Consider the following 25286-nt stretch of genomic DNA (forward strand, 5'->3'; position numbering starts at 1 on the left):
GTCGAATTGCCGAAACTTCTAGGCCGCGTCGAGGTCCAGGCCCTCGAACCACTCGCGGACCTTGGCCGGGTCCCACCGCAGGTGTTTGCCGACCTTCCGAGCCGGAGGCCCGTAGTTCTTGCTGCGCCAGCCGCGAATGGTGTGCACCGGCACGCCGAGGAAGGCTGAGAGATCGTCAACGCCCCACAGCCGGTCGAACTCGTTCCCGCTCATTGCCGTCCCCCTCCCCACGTCTCAGGCCGCTTGTGGAACTGCCGAGAGATCGGGCGGTGCACCGCTGGCCGCAAGCAAGGCCCGGTCGTACTCGGCCTTCCACGTGACCCGTTGGGCGATGGCGTGCATGAGCAGGTGCGCCCGTGGTGGCACGTTGGGGTCGCCGGGCCGGACCTTGTGCCAGACGAGCTGGGACGTGTCGGATTCCGGCTTCTCGATGCCCACGGCCTTCAGCGCCTCTATGACGAACCGCTTCCGGTCCGCGCGGTGATCGGCCAGCGTCTTGCCCGACCACTTGCGCGACACCAGCACCCGCCGACCGGGCAGGCCGAGAGTCGTTCGCCGGTGCGCCCGCCCCTTGCAGTGCCCCGGAGTGGTGCGTGAGCCCGCTCCGCGTGGTTGGACGCCGTAGAGGAGCCAGACCGAACAGCGGTCCGAGCACGGTGTCACGGCCAGCTCGTCCGCCAAGCGGTCCGCGTGCCTGCGCTGCCGCTCCGTGGACTGCTCGACCACCTCACCGATCGACTTGGTGAGGTACTTGGTCAGGTAGCCGATGTGGCGTCCGGCTTCCTCCGAGCCGCCGAGGATGCCCTTGGAGTGCACCTGGCGGCCGAAGGTCACCACGTGCGCCGGCTCCTCGGTGGCCTCGACCGCGTCCGCCCAAGCCGTCAGTGGCTTCCGCGTGTCCGGGTCGACGAACTCTTCCGCCCGCGCGTCCCAGACCGGCAGGTGGTCACCGCTGTAGACCCGTTCGTCGTGGTTGGGCCACCACACCTGGTGGTAGGTGGCGGCGGTGACCAGGCGGATGGTCTCGTGCGGGATCGAACCGCGGACTGCCGCGTGCAGGTGCGGCGCCGCTCGCTTCTGCGGTTCGACCGTGGCGAAGTACTGCACGTCCCACCCGACGACCCGCCGCAGGTTCTGCCACCACCGGTCCACCAGCGAGGCGAAGTGCACCGCGTCCCGAGCCGCGCGCCGGTAGTTGTAGGTGTCCGGGTCGACCGGTGTGCCGTCGTCGCGCACGCGCCCGTAGGTGTCGAGGGTGAGCGTGACGAACATCGAGGGCCGGAACCCTCCCGCGTACTCCCGGCCCACGGTGCGCTTCTCGACCCGCCGCCGAGGCAGGTTCGGCGCGTCCTGCCGGCGCTTGGTCGACCGCTTCACCGGCCGCTTGGCCGGTGCGTCGGGGGAGGGGAAGCGACCCCGGACGCCGAGTTGCCGAAGTTCCGCGTCGACACTGTGGATCTCTTCTCGCAGCTCGTCAGCGTCACCCGCTTCCCCGGCCTCGACCGCCTCCCGGTATGCCTTAACCAGGTCCGCCCGGAAGATCAGCAGGTCCGTCTGGTCCTCGGTCGGTCGGTCAGGGGTGAAGTCGAGTTCTTCCGTCATGTGCCAGCCCTCGCGGCACTGGGCCATGCGCAACGCCTTGGCCTTCCGGGCGCACGGCGCACACACGCTCTCCACCGTCGACCCGCACGGCACCGCGACGTAGCGGATTTCGTAGGCGGCCCGGTCCTCTACTTCCATCGTGAACGGCCGCACACACACGCCGTGCTGCTCAGCCGCAGCTTTGGCGACGTCCAGCGCCATCGGCTGACGCATTCGCTCCATCCGAGTCGTGGTGCTCATTTGGCCGCCCCCGCTCGTTCATGCGTGTGACCATGTGCGGTGTGTCCGAGCTGCCGCCCGACTACGAGATCTCCGACCCGGAGACAGGTCTGATCGCTTGTCCGTGCTGCGGCTACGCGACGCTGGGCGAGAGACACGGTTGGGAGATCTGCGACATCTGCTTCTGGGAGGACGACGGGCAGGATGACCACAACGCCGACCTGCGCTCGCCCCCGAACGATGGCCTCACCCTCATCGAGGCCCGGGAGAACTTCGCCCGGATCGGTGCCTGTAATCAGAGGTGCACCAAGTTCGTTCGTCCGCCTCGCCCGGACGAGCGCCGACTCCGCTAGCCGCTCGTTCACGCCGCCACCCCCTCGGCACCATCCGGCTTGGTCGGGAACGGCCGCACCTCGGCAGGCCGGAAGTAGTCGCGCAGCGTCGCCAGGTCCGCATCAGTCACGTGGAAGGCCCGAGCCCGCTCCGGCTCCCGCTGTCCGTCCTGCTTCACCCACGCGACTCCGGGCGTGTTCTCCGTGATCTCGTGGGCAGCCGCACCCCGCTGCCGGACGCCGTCACCAAGGACCATGTCCACCTGCTGTGGCTCGTCCAGCCGCAGGGCAACACGCGTGCTGAACAGGTGCCGGAAGGACACGACCTCCTTACGCGGGTCCTGGACCAAGCCGACGAGCACGTACCCCGGAGCCCGCCCCTGAGAGGCGATCGTCTGCACAGCTCGCGTCGCACGCTCCCGGAGCTGCTTGTCCGTCTGATAGGCGATGACGTCTGCCAGCTCGTCCACGATGAGCACGGTCAACGGCTCACCGGTGTCCCGAGCCCACAGCCGCCGAATGCCCCGGTAGCGGGAAGCCCGTTCCTTCACCTCGGCGGCGATCTCCTCCAACAGCTCGACCGCGTCAGCGCCGTTGCCGAACACCAAGCGGTCGAAGGCATCGGGCACCTGGCCCAGCTCCATGCCGCCCTTGGGGTCGATCCCGACCAGTCGCACCAGGCCCGCCCGAACGGCCGGCGCGAGCTGCCAGACGATCGACCACAACACCGAGCCCTTACCGGCACCGGGCACGCCGACCACCAGGAGCTGAGACCCGAGCAGCCGCAGCCGCCACGGCTTACCGGTCTCGGTCCGCCCGACGACTACTCGCTTGAAGTCGACGTCGGCCGAGCCTTCCAACGTGGGGACGGAGACCGGCCGCACGAGCGGATCAGAGTGGACGAAGTCCAGTTCGAGCAGACGAGGCCGCAGCACCCGGACCCGGCACGATCGAGCGCCGAACGAGTGCGCCAGGTTGTCCCGCCGCAGCTCCCACGCCTCAGGCGACTGGGCCGGGATCATCCGCACCCGGACCCGGTCCCGCCACCCCTCCGATCGGACGCGCCGCAGCATGGGCCGGTACTCGCGCCCACGGTCACGCTTGGCCAGGTCCGACAGCCGCATCACCGACCGCCACTTCGGGACGTACACCGTCGCCCGCCGCCACTCGGTCACCAGTCGGTACCAGCCGTGCCGCAGGAACGACCCACGATCCAGGCCAGCCCAGATCAGCAACGCCGCGACCAGCGACAACAGGGCCAAGACCAGCGGCGAGAGTCCGAACCGCCACCAGCACCAAGCCGCCGATGCGGGCACCAGCGTGCCGACCGGGTAGCGCACGACAACGAGCACCAGGCGCACGACGCCGACCAACATCAGCCACACGAGCGCCACCAAGGCCGCGATCCACTTGGTCTTGCCCTGCACCAAGACCCACCACGGCACCCGAGGCCGGACACCCTCGAACGGAGCCGGGTCGACCCACTTGCCGCCGTTCATCGCGCATCACCCACAGCAATGGTGAAGATCAGCGGCAGCCATCCCAGACAGGCACAGCAGTCGAGCTGGTTCGGGGCGTAGACGCCGAACCGCTTGCACGACTGGCAGCGCCGGCCGTTGCGCAACTTCCACAGACCGGTGGGGCGTCGACTTGACGTACGTCCCCCGCGTACCGATACCCTCGACATGACTGGAATCCCTTGTGTGTCAACAAAACGCATGGCAAAGCCAGTCAGGTGAGTCGCGGAGAGACAGCCGAGCCCGCCAAGACCTGGACCGTCTCCCCGCGACCACACCCACCAGCCGCGAACTGTTCAGTTGTCATCAAGGCGTGCGCCATCACCACGCGACCGCATCGGTCACGCGTTCCAGAACAGCGCTACAGCGCCCTACAGATGAGGCGTAAGCGACTCAGCCTTAGCCGGCCGCCGCCTCAGACGAACGTCCGAGCGAAAGTCGCTCCACGCCTGCGCGCCTACCGGTGTCAGCCGGTACAGGTACGGCCCGCGACCAGGGAAAGACAGGACAGCGCCCGGCATCCGAGCCGCGTGCCCGGCCGCGACCACATCCCGCACAACCATGCGGACGGTGCGTACGTTCAGACCCGACGCGGCCGACAGATCCCTGACCGACCAGATCCGTAGCCGCTGCTCGACCCATGCGGCCATCACCTCGGCCAGAGCACCCGCCGAGTAGCCGACGTTCGACACAGTGCGCACGACGCCTTCCGGGAGGTGCGCTCCCATCACCACCCGGTCAGGCCGCTCCCCGCCCCGAGCCCCACTCATGACGTCAACCAGTTCGACTCGACCTCGAACAGGTCCTCGAACCGCACCTCAATCGGCGCGAACGCCGCCAGCGCACCGGCGATGAACGCGGCACCAGGCCGCAGCTCACCCGTCAACACCCGAGAGATGGTCGAGCGATTGACACCCATCGCAGGTGCCAACGCGTAGTCAGACGTCAGCGCCGACCGCCGTGCCGCCCGCTGGAACTCCGCCACCCGCAGCCGCACCGTGTACTGACTGCCTCGACCGCTGGCCGTTGCTGGCGCGCCCATCACCTTGGGTTTCGGCCCCGCCGTCACTGGCCTTTCCCTTCTTGTCCCGTGGAGCCAGCGGCCAGAGCGTTCGTGATCTCCTCGCCCTTCGCGTGCTCCCGCTTGGCCCAGTACAACGCCTCGTGGTGGTGCCCACGGTCGATCTCCGCGACCCGCCCGTAGACCTCGGCCGACCTCAGGTGGAAGTCACGCCACCGCTTCCGATCCGCCGCCGGTGCAGGCATCACCTTCACCAATGCGTCATGCGCGCCCTGCAACGTCGTGACAGCTCGCGCTCTGCGCCACAGCTCGTCTTCCGAAACGCGCTGGTCCTTGCTCATGTCCCGTCCTCGTCCGGGTTGACACGGGCACGCTCGATCCGCGCCCGACGATCGAATTCCTCGGCAGCGACGGCACAGGCATGACGAGCCCACAAGGGCACGCCCAGATCAGCGGCCAAGATCCGCCACGCCCACGCCACCGCCGCGTAGCTGTCAGCCAGCCGAAGCACCGGTAACCGGCCGTCCGATACGGACGCCGCGAACAGGGCTTCGGTCTGCTCCGCGTACGCGAGGTTCCAACGGGCGACCGCCTCACGAGACGGCCGCGCCACCTCACGCCGCCTTCTGCTCGCCCTGGGGCTTCTCCGCACGCTTCGGAGCAGCGCCCACCTGCGGCGACACGATGCCCGTAGCCCGGATCGTGAACCCCTGGTACTTGTACCGATCCCCCATCACCCGCGGCTCGACCGTCAGCCCTTCGAACGCCACCGGCCGCACCTCGACACCGGGCATGACCTGCACAGCCTGCGGCGGCACCGGCTGCACGTCAGCCAGGATCGTCACCGTCACCGACGCATCCCGCTCCTTCTCCGCCGACGGGTCCGTGACCACGACCTTCCACTGCCGCTTACCCGTGCGCTCGTCCACACGCTGCTTGGCCTGCCGCCCGCGCCCCTTGTCCTCCGCGCTCATGTACTCCATGTCCGGCGCGACTTCACCCACCATCAGTGCTCCATGAGGGAAGACCTGGTCGAACATCGCCTCGAACCGAGTCCCGTACGGAACCGCCACCAGCCACCTCCGTCACTCTGCCAGCCTGCCTATGCGGGCTAGCCATGTGACCAGAGTAAGACAGCTTGGCTAGCCAAGTCAAGCAAGTCACGCCTGCGGCAGCGAGCTAGCTTCCTAGGCTGGCTAGACAACTGCCCTAGAGTTAGACGAAGTTAGACGTAGTTACCGGTCTATGTAGACGTAACTAGACCCAGTTACCGGCAGCTTCCGGCAGGTACTGAGTCGAGAACCGGAAGAGGTAGCGATGGCTCTTGACCCCGATGACCCGCGACCCCCGTACGTTCAGGTAGCGAACGCCCTCAGGGCCGCGATCCTGACGAAGGTCTTCAAGGCCGGGGACAAGCTGCCGTCACGAGCGGAACTGGCGAAGAAGTACGACGTAGCGCCGATGACCGTGCAGAGCGCCCTACGCGAGCTGCGCGACGAAGGCTTGATCGTCTCGCGACAGGGCAGCGGCGTCTTCGTTCGAGAACGCACCGAACGCCCGGTGGGTCTACGACCTCACATCGAACGCGCCTTCGAGTCCGACCGCGTCACCATCGACTTCTCAGGCTTCTCTGGCGAGACCCTGCACGGCATCCTTCAAGAACCGCTGGACAAGATCCGCATCGGCCGCCTGACCCCCGAGGCGATCCACGTCCGCATCCTCGTCCCGGACCCCACGGTCCCGTGGTCAGTCCCTGTGACCGTCGAGGACCAGGCCGACAGCCCAGGCTTCCGCGCACGCGCCGCCGAGATCATGCGCCGCCACACCCTCGCCATCGTGGACAACGTCACCGAGCTGGGCGCACTCGGCCTAGTCAAGGACGCCACCGCGGAAGTCCGCGTCCACCGAACCGCCCCACTGTTCAAGCTCTACCTGATCAACAACGACGAAGCCTTCTTCGGCTTCTACCCCGTCCGCGAACACGTCCTATCCCTAGACGGCCAACCCCAAGCCATCTACGACCTCATGGGCAAAGACGCGATCCTCTTCCACCACAGCACCACCGACGACGACACCAGCACCGGCAGCCAATACGTCACCCAAGCACGTACATGGTTCGAAAGTCTGTGGAACACCATCGCTACGGACTACGAGCGATAACCTTGAACAGCATCCCAGTAGACGATCTAGACGCCCTACGTCAAGCCCTTAATGACACGGAAGCACTACTTCTTGACTTTGACGGTCCAATTTGCTCAGTTTTTTCGAGCATCCCTGCCAAATATATCGCCGAACAACTCCGCCGAATTCTCAGAGACTCCGCACGCATCAACCTACCAATCGACATACAAGTGACCGTCGACCCCTTTGACGTGTTTCGCTACGCTGCAACCATCAGTGATGATGAAGCACATAAAATCGAACGCGCACTCACGGAATATGAGACAAAAGCCATAGCCGCCGCCCGAGCCACGGTGGGATCGAACGAGTTGATTCGACACTGGCACGATAGTGGAAAAAGTCTGGCCGTAGTTAGCAACAATTCACGTTCGGCCATAGATTCGTACCTATCAGCGGCTGAGATATCAAACTGTGTAAGTTTTGTTTCCGCACGCGATAGCCATGACCCGGCTCTCCTCAAGCCGAATCCCCACAAGGTTACGCTTGCCGTCAAGCACCTAAGAGTAGACCCATCTCGATGTGCTCTGCTCGGTGACTCGCCGTCCGATGTAGTCGCCGCACGCGCAAGCCGCGTGCATTCAATTGCTTACGCTAAGCGTAAATCTGCCATTCTCCCGCTAAGTCAAGCCGAACCCGACTTGATAGTGACCAGCATAGAGATCGTAAAGCAGAGCGTATTGTCACTATAATAACGACTGGAATCCCATGTCAGGAATCGAACCAGATTACTGGGCGGCAGCCGCAACTGTTGCGCCAGTTCTGGCGGCCGCTCTTGTTTTCGAAGCGAAGTCGACTCTGGCGAACATTAAAGACTCGACAACACTAATTGTAGTACTATTTGTGACGCATGGCCTAATTCTAGCAGGCCTTGGCTTCACCATCAATTTTTGCTTCAAAGCTCTCCGCGGGGTCAGTCCAGCCCCTTACTGGACATACGTTACAGAAGCCTCCATCGCCAACGCAGTGGCGATTCTCATTCTCGCCCCTGCACTAGTTTTCGTCGTCAACGCAATGCGACTTTCTCTGTCGTCTGGCAAGGTCCAACTTTACAAGCTCCGGTTCATGCTAGCGCGCACCCGAAATAAAAGAAGTCACAAGAAGCTTGTTGAAGTCATGAACATGCTCGACGCGCAGCGGAAAACACTACGGCAACTTATCAGAGAACATGAAAGCAAAGATCCCGCCAAGCTTGAACCCTTGATCGAGGCACTGAGCGATCTTGATGAGAGATTTCGCAATTTCAAACACTTGTACGACACTTATCCGCCGGTTCAAGGCAATGAGGAATCCGATTCTAAGGACGGTGACACCTTGGAGAGATAACTTGTCGTCGACTTTCTTGTGCCGGTTGCCGAACTTGGCTCTATGGGATCAAGGCGCGCCGCCTGCGGCGGCGCGCGGTGCGGAGCGACGCACGTTGGCACCGACTCCCCGCATCACGGCACGACGGGCTCCCGCTTCGCTCCGCCCGTCGGCCGTGCGCGGAGTCGGTGCATGTGGTCGAGTGGCGGCGCGCGCCACGACGGCCAGCTCCCAGCGGCACCCGGTCGGGACGATCGCGCGGTCACGCGGCTTGGTCAGGCTGGGCACGGCGATCGACGCCCGCCGACGCTCCGCGCCAGCGGCCCACGGGGGTGTCCCGACATAGCGGAGGGCACCACCTCGGCACGTAGGTCGTCGCGGTTGGTGACAGCGTGCCGTGGCGGTGCCCTCGGTTGGTTGATCAACTCCCAGGCCGTCTCCAGGCCGTGAGAGGTCGGAAAAGGTTGGTCAACGACGACGAACGTTGACCAGGTATGCGCAGGTCAGACGACCATTCCAAGTGATGTGTGCAGGTCAGGACCACCCCGGCGCAAAATCTTCACCATCTTCGAGGGGACGTCGGAGATCCAGCGGTTGGTGGTGGCCAGGGCCATCTCGGGTCTCCACATCAAGTAGGTGAGGTCCCGGGTTCGCCCGGGTCGGGGGCGGGGTCTTCAGGACGCGGGAGACCCCGCCCGTTGCTTCGCGGGGCCGGGTCATTTCGGTCGCCGGCGTGCTTGCGGGAGTGCCACCATGGCCCGCATGTTCGCCCGGTTGGTCCGACGTCGGTTCGCTTGTCCCTGTTGCGGCTACCTGACGTTGCGGGAGCGCGGTGGGTGGGACATCTGCCCTGTGTGTTTTTGGGAGGACGATGGGCACGGGGATCACAACGCCGACCAGCGGTCGGGGGCGAACCGGCTCACGTTGACCGAGGCGCGCGAGAACTTCGTGCGGTTCGGTGCGTGTGACGAGAGGTCGGTCAAGCACGTGCGCCCACCGAAGTGGAAAGAGCGCCGGTGACGGCCGCGGTCTAAGTTCGGAGCATGGTTGGGGTGTTGCAGTGCGTCGTGCTCGATTGTCCCGAACCCAGGGTGTTGGCCGAGTTCTACCGAGGGGTTCTCGGTGGCGAGGTGGACCGACCCGACCGGCGGTGGAAGCTGAACGATGACTGGTCGACGTTGCACACCGACGCGATGGTGTTGGGCTTCCAGCGCGCTGCCGAGCACGTGGCGCCGGAGTGGCCCGATCCGCGCAAGCCGCAGCAGTTCCACCTGGACGTGGGGGTGAAGGACCTCGGCGTGGCCAAGGCCGAGGTCCTCCGGTTGGGCGCCACGTTGTTGGACGACTCCAACGACGTGTGGTGGGTGTTCGCCGACCCGGCCGGCCACCCGTTCTGCCTCGTGTGGGAATGAGCGTCAGCGGCCGGCTTCGGCCAGCCACTCCCGTTCGGCGGTGGTGTCGGGGATCTGCGTCTCCCAGCCGTTGACCGTGGCGATCAGCTGCCAGTAGCGCTCGGCCCTCGGGTCGCCGAACTCCTCCAACCGACGGGACAGTTCCGGGCCGACCGGGAGGTCGAGCGCGGACGCCCACTTCTCGTTGATCCGGGCGACGATCGCCGCCGCCTCCGGCGAACGCGGGTCGATGCCCGCGTCCACCGCCTGGCGCGCCTGCGCGAACGCGTGCTGGAACGCCTCCATCTGGTCCTGCGAGTACGGCGCCATGTCCGCGCCTTCCGCCCGCATCTCCTGGTGCCGCTGCGACATCCGCCGGATCGACGCCCGGAAGTCCGGGTCCCGCACCAGGTTCACCAGCTCGATCCACGCCTCCAACTGCTCCGGCGACGGGTCGTCCGGCAGGTCGACCCGGACCGACCTCATGCGCTCCAGGAACGCCTGGTCCATGTCGAACCCGCCGAACACCTCGTCGAAGAAGTCGTCCAGGATCGCCTGCCGCTCCTCCGCCGACAGCCGCGCGAACTCGTGCACCATCTCCACCTCCCCGTTCCGAGCCACGACCCGCAGCACGGCCCGGCGCAACCGGAGCGTGCGCATCTGCGCGTCGATGGCTTCCGCGTGCGTCCGGGCCACCTCGGCCACGGACACCTCCCGCGCCAGGACCCGTTGCGCGGTGGGCAGGTCGACGCCCAGTTCGCGCAGGGTCCGCACGAGCTTCAGCCGCGCCAACCCGTCGACGTCGTAGGTGCGGAACCCGCCCGCCGTGCGTCCCGCGACGGGGATCACGCCGGAGTCGGAGTAGAACCGGATCGTCCGCGTGGACAGGCCGGTCAACCGCGCCAGTTCGCCGATGGAGTAGTGCGTCACGGGGATCACCTTGATCTCTCCAGTCACTGGAACTTCAACCCGATTAACGCATCGTCGGGCAGGATGGCGCGACGTGCCGTCCTCCCTGACCCCCTACCTGCCGGCCGGTCTGGCGTTCCTGGTGCTCCTCGGCCTGTGGTCGGCTGTGCGGTTGGCCGGCCGCGCGGTGCGCGCGGGGAAGCCGCCGGCGGCCGAGGCGGTCCTCCCCGGCCGACGCCTGCCCGTCGGCGCCAAGGGGTCGATGGCGTGGGCGCTGGTCAAGTGGGTGCTGCTGGCCGTGCTGCTCGCCGCGGCCACCGGGTACGGGCTCTACCGGCTGCTCGGCAGGCCGGCGCTGCCCTCGTCCACCAGCTTCACCACCACCGAGCTGCTGGACCTGCTGAAGATCGGCTTGGCCGTGGTGGGCGGGCTGGGCGCGGTCGTGGCCCTGGCCGTGGGGTACCGCAAGCAGCAGGTGTCGGAGGCCGCGCACGTCGTCGCCCTCGGCCAGGAGGAGCGGGAGCGCACCAAGCTGTTCAACGAGCGGTTCGGCGTGGCCACCGCGCAGCTCGGGCACGAGCAGCCCGCCGTCCGGATCGCGGGTGTGTACGCGCTGGCGGGCCTGGCCGACGACTGGTCGGACCAGCGACAGACCTGCGTGGACGTCCTCTGCGCCTACCTGCGGCTGCCTCGCGCGGACGAGGCCGCCCTCTCGGCCGAGCGCGAGGTGGTCACCACGGTGTTCCGGGTGCTGCGCAACCACCTGGGCAGCCGGTTCCTGGCGGGCGGCTGGTCGGACCTCGACCTCGACTTCACCGGCGTGCGGTTCGACGACGTCGACTTCAGCGACGTCACCTTCGGTGGACGGGTGGTCTTCGACGGCGCGGTGTTCTCCGGACCGCACACGTCGTTCGAGAACGCCGTCTTCCGCGGAGCCGTGCTGAGCTGCCACGGCACGGGGTTCGAGGACGGGGTGGTCAGCTTCCGCAACGCCAGGTTCGACCGCACGGCCGTCGAGTTCGTCGGCGCGCGCTTCACCGGCACCACGGTCGACTTCACGGGCAGCGAGATCGTCAAGCACCCGGTGGACTTCTACCGCTGCGACATCAAGGGGACGCGCCTGGTGTTCCGGGCCGCCGACCTGCTCGGGGCGAGCATCCGGTTCGACGGCGGCGAGCTGGTCGAGAGCGAGGTGGACTTCCGCCACGCCTACGCACGGATGTCGCGCGTGCTCGTGGTGGAGCGGTCGACGGTGCGGCGGTCGACCCTCGACCTGCGCGCGGAGCTGATGGCCAACAGCCGGGTGTGGCTGTCGGACTCCGAGTTCACGCAGGTGGAGATCCGCACGGTCACGCGGGAGGAGGCCGGGGAGTGGCGGGTGCGCGGGCTGGCACTCGTGGACACCGAACTACCGGGTTTCGCCGGGGCCCTCACGTCGGACGGCCCCGGCGAACCGGACTAGTACGTCATCGCCACGCCGGGGTCGGCGAGCAGCGCGCCGACGTCGGCCAGAAACTGCGAGCCCTGCTGGCCGTCGACCACGCGGTGGTCGAAGCTGAGGGCCAGCTGGCACACCTTGCGCGGCACGACTTGGCCGTCCACCACCCACGGCATGTCCCGGATCGCGCCGAAGGCGAGGATCGCCGACTCGCCCGGGTTGATGATCGGGGTGCCCGTGTCGACGCCGAAGACGCCGACGTTGGTGATGGTGATCGTGCCGCCCATCATGTCCGCGGGCGTCGTCTTGCCGTCACGGGCGGTCGTGGCCAGGGTGTCCAGGGACACGGCCAGCTCGCGCAGCGACATGCGGTCGGCGTCGCGGACCTTCGGCACCACGAGACCGCGCGGCGTCGCGGCGGCGATGCCCAGGTGCACGTAGTCCTTGTAGACGATCTCCTGCGCCGCCTCGTCCCACGTCGCGTTGACGTCGGGCGTGCGGCGGACGGCCAGCACGACCGCCTTGGCGGCGAACGCCAGCGGCGTGAGCTTGACGTCGCGGAACTGCGGCGCGTTCTTCAACCGCGCCCGCAGCTCCATCATCGGCGTCACGTCGACGGTCAGGAACTCCGTGACGTGCGGTGCGGTGAACGCGCTGTCCACCATCGCCTGCGCGGTCGCCTTGCGGACGCCCTTGATCGGCACGCGCCGTTCGCGCGACCCGGTCTCGACCGCGGCCGGGGCGGCCGGGGTCGGGGCCGCCACGGCCTGCTCGACGTCCTCCCGCGTGATCACGCCACCCGGGCCGGAGCCCGACAGCGCGTGCAGGTCGACGCCCAGGTCCTTGGCCAGCTTGCGCACCGGCGGCTTGGCCAGCGGCACGTAACCGCCCGGCGTCGCCGGTTCCGCGACCACCGGGGTGGGCGCGGGGGCCGAAACCGGAGCGGGAGCCGGGGCGGCGGCGACGGGAGCAGGTGCGTCCTTGCGCGGACGGCGCTTCGCCGCACCGGCCCGCGGGCCGTAGCCGACCAGCGTGGCGATCCGGCCGCCCGGCATCTCCTCGCCGATCTTGCCGTTCGACGCCGACGCGGACGTCGGCGCGGGAGCGGCGGCCGGAGCCGAGCCGGACGGGTCCACGTCGATCGTGATGATCGGGACGCCGACCTCGACCGTCTGACCGACCTCGGCCAGCAACTCCGTCACCACGCCGTCCCACGGGCACGGCAGCTCGACGGCCGCCTTGGCGGTCTCGATCTCGACGATGACCTGGTTGACCTTCACCGCGTCACCCGGCTTGACGTGCCAGGTGAGGATCTCGGCCTCGGTCAGCCCCTCCGCCGTGTCGGGCAGGGGGAACTGCTTGAACTGCGGCACAGCTATCCCCCTACCAGGCCAGCGAGCGGTCGACGGCGTGCAGCACCCGGTCGAGGTCGGGGAGGAACTCCTCCTCCAACTTCGACGGCGGGTACGGGGTGTCGAACCCCGTCACCCGCAGCACGGGGGCCTGCAGGGAGTAGAAGCACTCCTGCTGCACCTTGGCCGCGATCTCGCTGGAGATGGAGGACTCGCTCGGCGCCTCGGTCACCACGACCAGCCGGCCGGTGCGCCGCACCGACTCGTACACGGGCGCGAGGTCGAGCGGCGAGAGCGAGCGCAGGTCGACGACCTCGAGCGAGCGCCCCTCCTCCTCGGCCGCCGCGGCGGCTTCCAGGGACGTGCGCACCATCGGCCCGTACGTCACCACCGTGACGTCCGAGCCGGTGCGCAGCGTGCGCGAGGTGAACAGCGGTCCGGGCGCGACGGTCGTGTCGACCTCGCCCTTCTCGTAGTAGCGCCGCTTGGGCTCGAAGAACAGCACCGGGTCGTCGCAGTCGATCGCCTGCTGGATCATCCAGTAGGCGTCGGCCGGGTTCGAGCACGCGACGACCTTGAGGCCGGCGGTGTGCGCGAAGTACGACTCGGGCGACTCGGAGTGGTGCTCGACCGCGCCGATGCCGCCGCCGAACGGCACCCGGATCACCATGGGCACCTTGAGCCGGCCCTGGGTGCGGAAGTGCAGCTTGGCGACCTGCGACACGATCTGGTCGAAGCCGGGGAAGATGAAGCCGTCGAACTGGATCTCGCACACCGGCCGGTAGCCGCGGATCGCGAGGCCGACGGCGGTGCCGATGATGCCCGACTCGGCCAGCGGGGTGTCCAGCACGCGCTGCTCGCCGAAGTCCTTCTGCAGGCCGTCGGTGATCCGGAAGACGCCGCCGAGCTTGCCGACGTCCTCGCCCATCACGATGACCTTGGGGTTGGCCTCCATCGACGCGCGCAGGCCGTTGTTCAACGCCTTCGCGATGGTCAGCGTCTGCACCGCGGCGGGCGCGGCGGTCGTGGGGCGGTCCATGGTCGGAGCAGCCATCAGTGCTCACCTCCCGCGAACCCGGCGTGGTAGGCCAGGAACTCGTCGCGTTGCGCCTCCAGGACGTGGTTGCCCTCGGCGTAGACCTCGCTGAAGATCCGCCCGGCCGGCGGGTCGGGCAGGTTGACGCAGTAGTCCCGCAGCTCGATGGCGACCTGCTCGGCCTCGGCCTCGATCGACTCGAAGAACGCCTGGTCGGCCCACTGCTGCTTGACCAGGTGCACCTTGACGCGCTCGATCGGGTCCTTCAGCTTCCACAGCTCCAGCTCGTCGGACAGCCGGTAGCGCGACGGGTCGTCGGAGGTGGTGTGCGCGTCCATCCGGTAGGTGAACGCCTCGATCAGGATCGGGCCGTTGCCCTGGCGGCACTCCTCCAGCGCCCAGCGGGTGACCGCGAGGGTGGCCAGCACGTCGTTGCCGTCGACCCGGATGCCGGGGAAGCCGTAGCCGCGCGCCCGCTGGTAGAGCGGGAGGCGGGACTGGCGCTCGGTCGGCTCGGAGATGGCCCACTGGTTGTTCTGGCAGAAGAACACCAGCGGCGCGTCGTAGACGGCGGCCCACACGAAGCCCTCGTGCACGTCGCCCTGGCTGGTCGCGCCGTCGCCGAAGAAGCAGATGGTGGCCTCGCCGTCGGCGTCGCCCACCTTGCCGTCGAACTTCTGGCCCATGGCGTAGCCGGTGGCGTTGAGCACCTGGTTGCCGATGACGATCGTGTACGGGTGGAACCGGGTCGCCACCGGGTCCCACGTGCCGTTGTCCGTGCCCCGGAAGATGCCGAGCAGGTCGGTCGGCTTGACGCCGCGCGTCCACGCGATGCCGTGCTCGCGGTAGCTGGGGAACGCCATGTCCTCCGGGCGCATGGCCCGACCGGCGCCGATCTGCGCGGCCTCCTGGCCGAGCAGCGGCACCCAGATGCCGAGCTCGCCCTTGCGCTGCAGCGCGTTGGCCTCGCGGTCGACCCGGCGGACCAGGACCATGTCGCGGTACAGCCCGCGCAGCTCCTCGGCCGTGATGTCGATGTCGAAATCCGGGTGCTGGACGCGCTCGCCCTCGGGGGTGAGCAGCTGCACCAGGTCGGCGCCGCCCTCGTCTGTCGCTCGCAAGCCTGCGATCACCTGTTCCGCTGTCGGTTTGGCAGCAGTGGCCGGCGCGGCATCCGGCCCTGGGTGCGTCCATTTCTCGGGGGACGACATGCGCCTTGTCTCCTCGTCTACGAGGCCGCCCGGTCGCTTGTGGCGATCCTGCGCGGCTGCACCGCCAGTCGCCGTCGTCCCCGGGGTGTGGGGGTCGGGCAACCGTCGGCGCTGACGGTGTTCTCATCCACATCCTGACATGGCGTCACACGACATGGTGAGCCCCGTCCCAGTTCGTAACCTCCTGTGCAGCGTTCTGACGTGCGGTAACGGTTGGACGGCCAATCTTCGGCAGTCCGAGTAGAGCGTCCGATCACCGAACAACGGCGTCCTGGTTACCGATCGTTAACCACCTTCCGTAGGGTTTCGGACACGCCGGGTCGACGGCAACGGCCCACGTCGGCACGCTCGCGTTGGATGGACTACCGACCATCGGCCGGTCAGCCCATTTCCACCACGCGAAACCGGCGCGCGGCCCGTTTCGCGGCGTGCGGCCGTGACAGGATCGGGACGTGGACCGTTCAGCGCTGACCCGTACCGTTCGCGGGCTCTGGGACGACGACATCCTCCCGAGCCTGTCCGCCTTGGTCGCGGTGCCCGCGATCTCCCCGATCTTCGACGCCGAGTGGGCCTCGCACGGCCACCTGGCCGCCGCGGTGGAGCACGTGCGCGCCTGGCTCGCCGGCCGCGACCTGCCCGGCGCGACCGTGGAAGTCGTCCAGTTGCCCGACCGCACGCCCGTGCTGCTGGTCGACGTGCCCGGCACCGCGCCGACGTCCGACACCGTGCTCATGTACGGCCACCTCGACAAGCAGCCGCCGGTCGGCGGCTGGGGCGAGGGCCTCGGCCCGTGGACGCCGGTCGTGCGCGACGGGCGGCTCTACGGCCGAGGCGCGGCGGACGACGGCTACTCGGGTTACGCGGCGATCGCCGCGGTCGAGGGCGTCCGGCGGGCCGGCGGCACGCACTCGCGGTGCGTCGTGCTGCTGGAGACCGGCGAGGAGTCCGGCAGCCCGGACCTGCCCGCGTACCTGGAGCACCTCAAGCCGCGCCTCGGCGACGTGTCGCTGGTGGTGTGCCTCGACTCGGGCGGCAACGACTACGAGCGGATGTGGCTGACCACGTCGTTGCGCGGGTTGGCGCAGGCCACGATGACGGTGCGGGTGCTGGAGAGCGGGCTGCACTCGGGCATGGCGAGCGGGATCGTGCCGTCGTCGTTCCGGATCGCCCGGCAGCTGATCGACCGGCTGGAGGACTCCGCGACCGGCGAGGTGCTGGTGCGCGAGATGCACGTCGACATCCCGCAGAACCGGGTGGACGAGGTGCGCGACGCGGTGGCCAGCACGCCCGGCGTGCTCGTCGGGAGCGTGCCGTGGGCGGCGGGGACGCAGCCGATGGGCGCCGACGAGGTCGAGCTCGCGCTCAACGCCGGGTGGCGGCCGACGCTGTCGGTCACCGGCGCTTCCGGGCTGCCCGAGCCGGACGACGCGGGCAACGTGCTGCGGCCGTTCACCACCTTGGTGCTGAGCTTCCGGCTGCCGCCGACGGCCGACTCCGAGGCGTCGATCGAGGCGGTTCGGCGCGCGTTGACGACCGACGTGCCGTACGGGGCGGTGGTCGAGCTGACGCGGGTGGAGTCCGCGGACGGGTGGAACGCGCCCGAGCTCGCGCCGTGGCTGCGGGAGACGTTGGACCGGATCGGCAAGGAGGTGTTCGACGCGCCCTGGCGGACGGTGGCGCTCGGCGGCTCGATCCCGTTCATGGGGCTGCTGCACGAGGCTTACCCGCAGGCGCAGTTCCTGGTCACGGGCGCGGTCGGGCCGGACTCCAACTGCCACGTGCCGGACGAGTGGCTGCACCTCGGGCACGCGGCCCGGATCACCGAGGCCGTGGCCGTGGTGCTGGACGCGCACGCACGGCGTCAGCCGGACTTGCCGCCGGCGTAGGTCTCGCGGACGGCGTCGCCGAAGGTCTTGAGGTCGGCGGGCGGTGATTCGTCCAGCAGGCGCAGGAACTCGGTGACGCCGTCCCGGTCGTCCGCGGTGGCCCGGTGAGCGCGGTCCAGAGCTGCGGCCACCGCACGCTCCAGCACGGCCTCGGGGCGGTCGCGTTGCCGAGGGAGCGAGTCGTCCACGGAGAGTGACGATGCACTCCCCTGACAGAGGTGGCAAACACCGCCCAGGACTGTGACCTAACCCGTCGGTAACCGGTTTACTGAACCGATGCCGCACACTGGCCGAGTGAACGAGCACAGCCGGCAAGCCGAGCGGACGCGGTTGGCGGAGTCCGACTCCCCGACCGCACCCTGGCGTCTCTGGGGCCCCTACCTGGCCGGACGCCAGTGGGGGACGGTCCGCGAGGACTACTCGGCGAGCGGCGACGCGTGGACGTCCTTCCCTTTTGACCACGCCCGCTCACGGGCCTATCGCTGGGGCGAGGACGGCATCGCCGGCATCTGCGACGTGCACGGCTTCCTCAACCTCGCCGTCGCGCTCTGGAACGGCCGCGACCCGATCCTCAAGGAGCGCTACTTCGGGCTCACCAACAACGAGGGCAACCACGGCGAGGACGTCAAGGAGCACTGGTGGGTGACCGACGGCACGCCGACGCACTCCTGGATGCAGGTCGTCTACCGGTACCCGCAGGGTGAGTTCCCCTACGCCGAGCTGCGCGAGATGGCCAAGCGCGCCGGCCGCAACGAGCGCGAGCCGGAGCTGTCCGACACCGGCGCGCTGGACGAGAACCGGTTCTTCGACGTCCGGGTGACCTACGCCAAGGCGGGTCCGAAGGACATCTGCGTCGAGCTGACCGCCACCAACCACGGCCCGGACCCGGCGCCGCTGCACCTGCTGCCGCAGTTCTGGTTCCGCAACACCTGGGCGTGGGGCCGCGACGACCGCAAGCCGAGCCTGCGCGCCTGCACGCGGGACGGCTGGCGCCGGATCACCGCCGAGCACGCCGCGCTCGGCCGCTACACGCTGCACGTCGAGGGCACGCCGACGCTGCTGGTCACCGACAACGAGACCAACGAGGTCGAGCTGTTCGGCACCGGGCGCAACCCGACCCGCCGCACCAAGGACGGCATCGACCGGTACGTCGTCGGCCAGGACGCCGCGGCGTGCCAGGTCGTCGGGCCGGACGACACCAGCGACCCCGGCACGAAGGTCGCCGCCTGGTACTCGTTCGACCCGGTGGAGCCCGGCGAGTCGGTGACCGTGCGGCTGCGCCTGGTGGACGGCGACGGGCACCTCGACGCGTTCGGGCCGAGCTTCCAGGACACGCTGGACCAGCGCAAAGCCGAGGCCGACGAGTTCCACCACACCGACCTCGACCCCAAGCGCGCCGCCGTGGTCAGGCGGGCGCTGGCGGGCCTGATGTGGACCAAGCAGCACTACCGCTTCCGCACCCGCGAGTGGCTGGACGGCGACCCGGCGCAGCCCGCCGCGCCGACGTCGCGCAAGAACATGCACGCGCGCAACGCGCACTGGCGGCACTTCGACGTGGCCGACGTGATCTCCATGCCGGACGAGTGGGAGTACCCCTGGTTCGCCGCGTGGGACCTCGCGTTCCACACCGTGCCGTTCGCGAAGGTCGACCCGGCGTTCGCCAAGGAGCAGCTGCTCCTGCTGTGCCGCGAGTGGCTGATGCACCCGAACGGCCAGCTGCCCGCCTACGAGTGGGAGTTCGGCGACGTCAACCCGCCCGTGCACGCGTGGGCGGCGTTGCAGGTCTACCGGTCCGAGGAGGTCAAGGACCGCAAGTTCCTGGCCAAGGTCTTCCACAAGCTGCTGCTGAACTTCTCCTGGTGGGTCAACCGCAAGGACGCCGACGGCAGCTACCTGTTCGAGGGCGGCTTCCTCGGCATGGACAACATCGGCCCGGTGAACCGCTCGGAGCCGATGCTGGGCCAGTGGCGGCTGGAGCAGTCGGACGCCACGTCGTGGATGGCGGCCTACAGCCTGCACCTGATGCAGATCGCGCTGGAGCTGGCGCGGCACGACGAGTCGTACGAGGACGTGGCCACGAAGTTCGTGGAGCACTTCCTGAGCATCGCCGAGGCGTCCACGCAGTTCGGCTCCGGCGGGCGCGGCATCTGGGACGAGACGGACGGCTTCTGCTACGACGTGGTGTCGCGGCGACTGCCGGACGGGCACGTCGAGTCGCAGCCGGTGCGGGTGCGGTCGATGGTCGGCCTGATCCCGGTGCTGGCGTGCGCGGTGCTGGAGCCGTGGGTCTTCGAGGAGCTGCCCGACTTCGCGCGGCGGCTGGAGCACCTGCTGGCGAAGCGGCCCGAGCTGCAGCAGTTCCTCAGCCGCAGCGGCGGCGGCGCGCTGCTCAGCCTGCTGGACGAGCGCAAGCTGCGGCGCGTGCTGAGCCGGATGCTGGACGAGGGCGAGTTCCTCTCGCCGCACGGCATCCGCAGCCTGTCGGCGGCGCACCGCGAGGGCCTGGAGGTGCAGGTCGCCGACCAGGAGCACCGGATGGGCTACGAGCCGGGCGAGTCGCGCACGCCGATGTTCGGCGGCAACTCGAACTGGCGCGGCCCGGTGTGGTTCCCGACCAACGCCCTGCTCGTCGAGGCCCTGCGCACGATCGAGGAGTTCCACGGCGGAAGGTTCCACGTGGAACTTCCCACCCGCAGCACGCGGCACGTGACGGCCGGGCAGGCGGCGGACGAGCTGGTCGGACGACTGGTGTCGCTGTTCATGCCCGACCACGACGGTCGCCGGCCCGCGGACGGCAAGCGGATCGAGTCGACCGATTCACCCTTGTGGCGGGAGCACGTCACCTTCAGCGAGTACTTCGACGGCGACACCGGCGAGGGCCTGGGCGCGACCCACCAGACGGGGTGGACGGCGCTGGTCGCGAGCCTGTTGACGGATCGTCGCCAAACCGGCGCTCTGGGTGAATCAATTGTGTGATTAATGCCAACCAGCTGAATGATTTGCGGCCATCTGGGCTCTGTGACGCAAGATTCATGCACACCGAAGTTCTGTAACACGCACGTGCTGTGCACCCAGTCACCCAAGTGGCAGTATGCCGAACACTCGACCGACACAGTTACGAGGAGTGACGCCGTGGCCCGTCGTACCAGGCACGCTGCGCTCGCCCTGTTCCCCGTGCTCGCCTTGGCGGCCACGATGACGGCGTGCGCGACCAAGGTCAACACCGGCTCGCAGGACAGCGGGTCAGGCATCTCCCTGGTCCAGAGCGGCAAGCTGGTCACCTGCACCCACCTTTCCTACAAGCCCTTCCAGTTCTCCGAGGGCGACAAGACGGTCGGCTTCGACGTCGACCTGGTCGATCTGGTGGCCAAGGAACTGGGCGTCACCCAGGAAATCTTCGACACCCCGTTCGAGACCATCACCTCCGGCGAGGTCTTCAACACCGGCAAGTGCGACCTGGCCGCGGCCGGCATGACCATCAAGCCGGACCGGGCCGAGGTCATCGACTTCTCCGAGCCGTACTTCGACGCGTCGCAGGCGCTGCTGGTCAAGAAGGACTCGCCGGTCAAGACCCTCGACGACCTCAAGGGCAAGAAGATCGGCGTCCAGCTGGAGACCACCGGCGAGATCTACGCCAACGAGAACGCGGCGAAGCACGGCTACACGGTCGTGCAGTTCGAGGACCTGCCGCTGATGGAGACCGCTGTGCGCACCGGCGCGGTGGACGCGGCCATCAACGACAACGGCGTGCTGCTCGACTACGTCAAGGAGTTCCCGGACACCGCCGTGGTCGCGGAGTTCGACACGCAGGAGAAGTACGGCGTCGGCTTCAAGAAGGGCAACACCGCCCTGAAGGCGAAGTTCGACGAGGTCCTGAAGAAGGCCAAGGACAGCGGCAAGTACGACGAGATCTACGAGAAGTGGTTCGGCAAGAAGCCGGAGTCGAAGTAGCCGGCTGACGACGGGGCCGGTGCGACCGCACCGGCCCCGCGCCTTGTCCACCCCACCCACGAGGTAAACCCACATGGCACTCTCCAAGCGCCAACGCGCCAAGGTGTTCCGCATCGGCCAGTACGCGTTGCTGGTCGTCGTGGCCGCCGTCCTGGCGGTCGTCGCCGACTGGGGCGAGATCCAGCGCAGCTTCTTCAACCTCGAGATCGCCGCGGAGATGTTCCCGAACGCCATCACCGTGGCGTTGAAGAACACGCTCGTCTACACGGCCCTCGGCTTCGCGTTCGGCCTGGCGCTCGGCCTGGTGCTCGCGCTGATGAAGCTGTCGCCGGTCGCGCCGTACCGGTGGCTGGCCACGATCTACATCGAGTTCTTCCGCGGCGTGCCCGCGCTGCTGGTCTTCATCGCGCTGAGCTTCGGCGTGCCGCTGGCGTTCGGGCTGCAGTTCGACATCTACTCGACCGTCATGCTGGCGCTGGGCATCGTCGGCGCCGCGTACATGGCCGAGACGATCCGCGCGGGCATCCAGGCGGTGCCGAAGGGCCAGATCGAGGCGGCCCGGTCGCTCGGCATGTCGCAGGGCCGCACGCTGCTGACCGTGGTGATCCCCCAGGCGTTCCGGATCATCCTGCCGCCGCTGACCAACGAGCTGATCCTGCTCACCAAGGACTCGTCGCTGATCTACATCATCGGCCTGGCCCGCGACCAGTACGAGCTGACCAAGTTCGGCCGCGAGACGCTGAGCCGGTCGCCGTCGCTGACCCCGATCCTGGTGGTCGGCCTGTGCTACCTGCTGATCACGCTGCCGCTGGGCCACCTGTCGCGGCACCTGGAGCGGCGCACGGGCGGCAAGAAGATCAGCACGCCGGAATCGACGGGGTTGGGGGTGTCCGCGTGAGCGAGCCGGCAGTCGAGATCACCGGGCTGAAGAAGTCGTTCGGCACGCTGGACGTGCTCAAGGGCATCGACGTGCGCGTCGAGCGCGGCGACGTCGTGTGCGTCATCGGGCCGTCCGGCTCGGGCAAGTCCACGCTGCTGCGCTGCGTGAACCTGCTGGAGGAGCCGACCGGCGGCAAGATCGTCGTCAACGGCACCGAGCTGACCGACCCGGACGTGGACATCGACGCGGCGCGCACCCGCATCGGCATGGTGTTCCAGTCGTTCAACCTGTTCTCGCACCTGAGCGTGCTGAACAACCTCACGGTGGCGCAGCGCAAGGTGCTCAAGCGCGACGCGAACCAGGCGCAGGAAGTCGCGTTGCGCAACCTGGAGCGGGTCGGGTTGTCGGACAAGGTCAACGCCATGCCCAACCAGCTCTCCGGCGGCCAGCAGCAGCGCGTGGCGATCGCGCGGGCGCTGTCGATGGACCCGGACGTGATGCTCTTCGACGAGCCGACCTCGGCGCTGGACCCGGAGCTCGTCGGCGACGTGCTCGGGGTGATGCGGCAGTTGGCCGACGAGGGCATGACGATGCTCGTGGTGACGCACGAGATGCAGTTCGCCCGCGAGGTGGCCGACCGGGTGCTGTTCATGGACGGCGGGTACGTGGTCGAGGAAGGCCCGGCCGAGCAGGTCATCGGCGCGCCGCAGCACGAGCGCACGCAGTCGTTCCTGGCCCGCGTGCTCGACCCGACGCACCAGGGGCCGAGCAGCGCCTGATCCCCGCTGCGCCGATCCCGCCACAGGCGTCGGTCGGTGCCCCTATTGTGGTTTCCCATGGCTGAGGTGGGGGCGCGCGGGCTGGACGTGTTCGACCCCAGCCCGCCGCGCTCCGCCCGGATGGCCGCCGCCGAGGTGCTGCGCGGCGTCGGCGAGCCGGACGGCACGTGGCGGTTGCCGCGGCGGCGGGCCGGGATGCCGCCGGTGGTGCGGGTGGCGGACAAGTTCCTGACCGGCGTGCTGGACCTGCGCGCGGTGGAGTTCCCCTACCTGCTGGAGTTCGTGCGCTGCCGGTTCGAGGAGCCGCCGGACCTGCGGCAGGGCAAGCTGGCCGGGATCGAGTTCGCCGACTGCTGGCTGCCCGGCCTCTCGGCGCGGAACCTGAGCAGCGCCAACGAGGTCTCGCTGGCCGGCAGCACGGTCGAGGGTCTGGTCGACCTGGTCGACGCGGACGTGGCCGGTTCGCTGTCGTTGCGGGACAGCGCGTTGGTCCTGCCCGACGGGATCGCCCTGCACGCCGACCGGTTGAAGGTGGCCGGCGGCCTGCTGGCACAGCGGGTGCGGGTGACCGGCGAGCTGCGGATGGCGGGCGCGCACGTCGGCGGGTACTGCAACTTCAGCGGCGGGCGGCTGACCAACCCGCACGGCCACTCGTTCAACGGCACCGGGCTGCACGTGGGCGGCAACCTGCTGATGAACGGCTGCGCGTTGCGCGGCACCGTGCTGCTCGCGGGCGCGCGGGTCGACTCGGCGTTGACGCTGCGCGGCTCGACGGCCGCCGACGGCCGGGCCGACGACGACGCGTTGGACCCGCACTCCGACCCGAACGCCACGCTCGTGTTCGACCGCATCGCGGTGGACGGCGACGTGCAGCTGGACCGGGGTTTCCGCAGCGCGGGCACCGTGCGCATGGTCAACGCCGCGCTCGGCGGCACGCTGTCGCTGTCGGGCGGGGAGTTCGACGCGATGGGCGAGGCGGACAGCGAGCCGACCGGCTACGGCCGCGCGTTGGCCACGGACACCGCGGAGCCCACGGGGTTCGGGCGCGCGCTGCACCTGGACGGCACGACGGTCGGCGGCGACATCATCGGTCGCCAGGCGACCGTGCGCGGCCAGCTGCGGATGGTCGACCTGCAGGCCAAGGGCAGCCTCATCCTCGACGGGTCCACGCTGGACAACCCGCGGGCGGACGCCGTGCTGGGCAACCGGTCGCGCATCGGCAGCAACCTCGCCGCGCGGGAGGTCGAGGTGGCCGGCGGGTTGGAGCTGCGCGCGGTGCACGTCGGCGCGAACCTCGACCTGCGCGGCAGCCGGATCACCCAGCCGGGCCGGTACCGGCACCAGCCGGCGGGCAAGCCGTCGCTCGACGTGGGTGGCGCGGTCATCGGGCGCGACCTGATCTGCGCGCGTGGCGCGAAGGAGTTCGTGGCGCACGGCGGCGTGCGGGCCAGGCGGGCGCAGGTGGGCCGGATGGCCACGTTCGCAGGCTCCGTGCTGGGCGACAAGCTCGACGCGCACGCGTTGAACCTGCTCGGCATGGCGGTGCAGGAGCTGGAGCTGACGCCGATCACCCCGCCGCGCGGCGACGTGACGTTGCGACAGGTGCGCTGCACGGTGTTGGACGACAACGAGGGGTTCTGGGGCGCGACCGGGCGGATCGACCTGGAGGAGTTCCGCTACGACTCGCTGCGGCACCCGATCGACCTGCGTGACGACGGCGAGGTCGACCGGCGGCTGCGCTGGTTGCGGCAGGCGATGCGGCGCACGTACCGGCCGGGTCCGTACGACCAGTTCGCCGAGATGCTGCGCGCGGGCGGCAACGACGAGCACGCGGCCACCGTGCTGGTGGAGAAGCAGCGCCTGCGGTACCGGGCGGTCGCCGAGGGCCGCCGCCGGCTCCGACCGCTCGTGCTGCTGTGGAGCTGGCTGCAGCGCGCGATGGTCGGCTACGGCTACCGCCCGGCCCGGGCGTTGGCCTGGCTGGTGGTGGCGTGGCTGCTGGGCAGCATCTGGTTCGCCACCGGGCCCGAGCTGTCGGAGATCAACGCGGACGACGAGCTGTCGTGGAACGCGTGGCTGTACACCATCGACCTGGTGGTGCCGATCGTCGACTTCGGCAACAAGAACCGGTGGAACCCGCCTGGCCTGTCGCAGTGGATCGCGTCCGGGCTGATCGTGACGGGGTGGGTCCTGGCCACGACGGTGGCGGCGGGCGTGACCCGGTTGTTGAAGCGCTGACGGCCTCGACCTGACCCGTTGACCGGCGGCCCCCGCCGGTC

General features: G+C 68.8%; 25 protein-coding genes. 13 read left to right on the forward strand and 12 right to left on the reverse strand.

The window, feature by feature from the left end:
* Positions 1 to 18: 18 nt before the first annotated feature.
* Together AB0H12_RS12085 and AB0H12_RS12090 are read right to left on the reverse strand one after the other, a co-directional pair.
* Entirely contained in the window at positions 19 to 213 is a 195-nt protein-coding gene (locus AB0H12_RS12085; protein WP_184926377.1) for a helix-turn-helix transcriptional regulator, read from the reverse strand.
* A gap of 21 nt (positions 214 to 234) precedes the next feature.
* Positions 235 to 1824 (reverse strand): replication initiator, encoded by a 1590-nt coding sequence (locus tag AB0H12_RS12090; protein WP_499622769.1) that lies wholly within the window; start codon positions 1822 to 1824, stop codon positions 235 to 237.
* A gap of 59 nt (positions 1825 to 1883) precedes the next feature.
* Between AB0H12_RS12090 and AB0H12_RS12095 the strand changes: the two genes are divergently transcribed.
* Positions 1884 to 2174, forward strand: a complete 291-nt coding sequence (locus tag AB0H12_RS12095) for a CPCC family cysteine-rich protein (protein WP_499622771.1) — start codon at positions 1884 to 1886, stop codon at positions 2172 to 2174.
* A gap of 8 nt (positions 2175 to 2182) precedes the next feature.
* Here AB0H12_RS12095 and AB0H12_RS12100 read toward each other — a convergent pair whose 3' ends face one another.
* The 5 genes from AB0H12_RS12100 to AB0H12_RS12120 form a co-directional block, all read right to left on the reverse strand.
* Complete coding sequence (locus tag AB0H12_RS12100; RefSeq protein WP_499622773.1) at positions 2183 to 3652, reverse strand: FtsK/SpoIIIE domain-containing protein; 1470 nt, start codon at positions 3650 to 3652, stop codon at positions 2183 to 2185.
* A 784-nt stretch (positions 3653 to 4436) separates the two neighbouring features.
* The gene (locus AB0H12_RS12105) at positions 4437 to 4739 is read right to left on the reverse strand and encodes a transcriptional regulator (RefSeq protein WP_499622774.1); all 303 of its coding nucleotides are present in this window, start codon (positions 4737 to 4739) and stop codon (positions 4437 to 4439) included.
* Positions 4736 to 5032 carry an AMED_5909 family protein gene (locus tag AB0H12_RS12110; protein ID WP_499622775.1) on the reverse strand — a complete coding sequence of 99 codons (297 nt, stop codon included), beginning with the start codon at positions 5030 to 5032 and terminating at the stop codon, positions 4736 to 4738. Before AB0H12_RS12110 ends, AB0H12_RS12105 begins: the two co-directional genes overlap by 4 nt.
* Complete coding sequence (locus AB0H12_RS12115; protein WP_499622776.1) at positions 5029 to 5304, reverse strand: hypothetical protein; 276 nt, start codon at positions 5302 to 5304, stop codon at positions 5029 to 5031. Before AB0H12_RS12115 ends, AB0H12_RS12110 begins: the two co-directional genes overlap by 4 nt.
* Before the next feature lies 1 nt (position 5305).
* A complete protein-coding gene (locus tag AB0H12_RS12120; RefSeq protein WP_499622778.1) occupies positions 5306 to 5764 on the reverse strand; it encodes a hypothetical protein in 459 nt (152 codons plus the stop codon).
* Between the two features lie 244 nt (positions 5765 to 6008).
* On the opposite strand from AB0H12_RS12120, the gene AB0H12_RS12125 reads away from it, so the two are divergent.
* The 5 genes from AB0H12_RS12125 to AB0H12_RS12145 all read left to right on the forward strand — a co-directional run bounded on the left by AB0H12_RS12125 (position 6009) and on the right by AB0H12_RS12145 (position 9586).
* Positions 6009 to 6851 (forward strand): GntR family transcriptional regulator, encoded by an 843-nt coding sequence (locus AB0H12_RS12125; RefSeq protein WP_499622780.1) that lies wholly within the window; start codon positions 6009 to 6011, stop codon positions 6849 to 6851.
* Positions 6803 to 7561 carry an HAD family hydrolase gene (locus tag AB0H12_RS12130; protein ID WP_499622782.1) on the forward strand — a complete coding sequence of 253 codons (759 nt, stop codon included), beginning with the start codon at positions 6803 to 6805 and terminating at the stop codon, positions 7559 to 7561. Before AB0H12_RS12125 ends, AB0H12_RS12130 begins: the two co-directional genes overlap by 49 nt.
* Positions 7562 to 7577: 16 nt before the next feature.
* Positions 7578 to 8195 carry a hypothetical protein gene (locus tag AB0H12_RS12135; RefSeq protein ID WP_499622784.1) on the forward strand — a complete coding sequence of 206 codons (618 nt, stop codon included), beginning with the start codon at positions 7578 to 7580 and terminating at the stop codon, positions 8193 to 8195.
* Positions 8196 to 8936: 741 nt separating this feature from the next.
* On the forward strand, positions 8937 to 9194 hold the full coding sequence (locus tag AB0H12_RS12140; RefSeq protein ID WP_499622785.1) for a CPCC family cysteine-rich protein: 258 nt from the start codon (positions 8937 to 8939) through the stop codon (positions 9192 to 9194).
* Between the two features lie 23 nt (positions 9195 to 9217).
* Positions 9218 to 9586, forward strand: coding sequence for a VOC family protein (locus AB0H12_RS12145; protein WP_499622786.1), 369 nt, complete (start codon positions 9218 to 9220; stop codon positions 9584 to 9586).
* A 3-nt stretch (positions 9587 to 9589) separates the two neighbouring features.
* On the opposite strand, the gene AB0H12_RS12150 is transcribed toward AB0H12_RS12145, so the two are convergent.
* On the reverse strand, positions 9590 to 10495 hold the full coding sequence (locus AB0H12_RS12150) for a helix-turn-helix domain-containing protein (protein WP_499622788.1): 906 nt from the start codon (positions 10493 to 10495) through the stop codon (positions 9590 to 9592).
* A 73-nt stretch (positions 10496 to 10568) separates the two neighbouring features.
* On the opposite strand from AB0H12_RS12150, the gene AB0H12_RS12155 reads away from it, so the two are divergent.
* Complete coding sequence (locus tag AB0H12_RS12155; RefSeq protein WP_499622790.1) at positions 10569 to 11936, forward strand: pentapeptide repeat-containing protein; 1368 nt, start codon at positions 10569 to 10571, stop codon at positions 11934 to 11936.
* Here the strand turns inward: AB0H12_RS12155 and AB0H12_RS12160 are convergent.
* Genes AB0H12_RS12160 through pdhA form a run of 3 tightly spaced genes read right to left on the reverse strand, consistent with a single transcriptional unit; the run spans position 11933 to position 15511 of the window.
* A complete protein-coding gene (locus AB0H12_RS12160; protein WP_499622791.1) occupies positions 11933 to 13285 on the reverse strand; it encodes a dihydrolipoamide acetyltransferase family protein in 1353 nt (450 codons plus the stop codon). The two genes, AB0H12_RS12155 and AB0H12_RS12160, sit on opposite strands and share 4 nt — an antisense overlap.
* Positions 13286 to 13295: 10 nt before the next feature.
* On the reverse strand, positions 13296 to 14318 hold the full coding sequence (locus tag AB0H12_RS12165) for an alpha-ketoacid dehydrogenase subunit beta (protein ID WP_499622793.1): 1023 nt from the start codon (positions 14316 to 14318) through the stop codon (positions 13296 to 13298).
* On the reverse strand, positions 14318 to 15511 hold the full coding sequence (gene pdhA, locus AB0H12_RS12170; protein WP_499622795.1) for a pyruvate dehydrogenase (acetyl-transferring) E1 component subunit alpha: 1194 nt from the start codon (positions 15509 to 15511) through the stop codon (positions 14318 to 14320). The genes AB0H12_RS12165 and pdhA overlap by 1 nt, the downstream gene beginning before the upstream one ends.
* Positions 15512 to 15963: 452 nt before the next feature.
* On the opposite strand from pdhA, the gene AB0H12_RS12175 reads away from it, so the two are divergent.
* Positions 15964 to 17397 carry a M20/M25/M40 family metallo-hydrolase gene (locus AB0H12_RS12175; protein WP_499622796.1) on the forward strand — a complete coding sequence of 478 codons (1434 nt, stop codon included), beginning with the start codon at positions 15964 to 15966 and terminating at the stop codon, positions 17395 to 17397.
* Here AB0H12_RS12175 and AB0H12_RS12180 read toward each other — a convergent pair.
* On the reverse strand, positions 17373 to 17585 hold the full coding sequence (locus tag AB0H12_RS12180) for a hypothetical protein (RefSeq protein ID WP_499622798.1): 213 nt from the start codon (positions 17583 to 17585) through the stop codon (positions 17373 to 17375). The two genes, AB0H12_RS12175 and AB0H12_RS12180, sit on opposite strands and share 25 nt — an antisense overlap.
* 106 nt (positions 17586 to 17691) lie before the next feature.
* Between AB0H12_RS12180 and AB0H12_RS12185 the strand changes: the two genes are divergently transcribed.
* From AB0H12_RS12185 to AB0H12_RS12205, 5 genes are all read left to right on the forward strand, one after another.
* Entirely contained in the window at positions 17692 to 20373 is a 2682-nt protein-coding gene (locus tag AB0H12_RS12185) for an MGH1-like glycoside hydrolase domain-containing protein (protein WP_499622800.1), read from the forward strand.
* Between the two features lie 156 nt (positions 20374 to 20529).
* Positions 20530 to 21348 (forward strand): transporter substrate-binding domain-containing protein, encoded by an 819-nt coding sequence (locus tag AB0H12_RS12190; protein WP_498771581.1) that lies wholly within the window; start codon positions 20530 to 20532, stop codon positions 21346 to 21348.
* A gap of 73 nt (positions 21349 to 21421) precedes the next feature.
* Complete coding sequence (locus AB0H12_RS12195; RefSeq protein WP_499622802.1) at positions 21422 to 22246, forward strand: amino acid ABC transporter permease; 825 nt, start codon at positions 21422 to 21424, stop codon at positions 22244 to 22246.
* Complete coding sequence (locus AB0H12_RS12200; RefSeq protein ID WP_499622804.1) at positions 22243 to 23007, forward strand: amino acid ABC transporter ATP-binding protein; 765 nt, start codon at positions 22243 to 22245, stop codon at positions 23005 to 23007. Before AB0H12_RS12195 ends, AB0H12_RS12200 begins: the two co-directional genes overlap by 4 nt.
* 57 nt (positions 23008 to 23064) lie before the next feature.
* On the forward strand, positions 23065 to 25245 hold the full coding sequence (locus AB0H12_RS12205; RefSeq protein ID WP_499622805.1) for a hypothetical protein: 2181 nt from the start codon (positions 23065 to 23067) through the stop codon (positions 25243 to 25245).
* Positions 25246 to 25286 lie beyond the last annotated feature (41 nt).

It is taken from the genome of Actinosynnema sp. NPDC023794, assembly GCF_040639675.1.
GTDB classification, from domain to species: Bacteria; Actinomycetota; Actinomycetes; order Mycobacteriales; family Pseudonocardiaceae; genus Actinosynnema; species Actinosynnema luteola.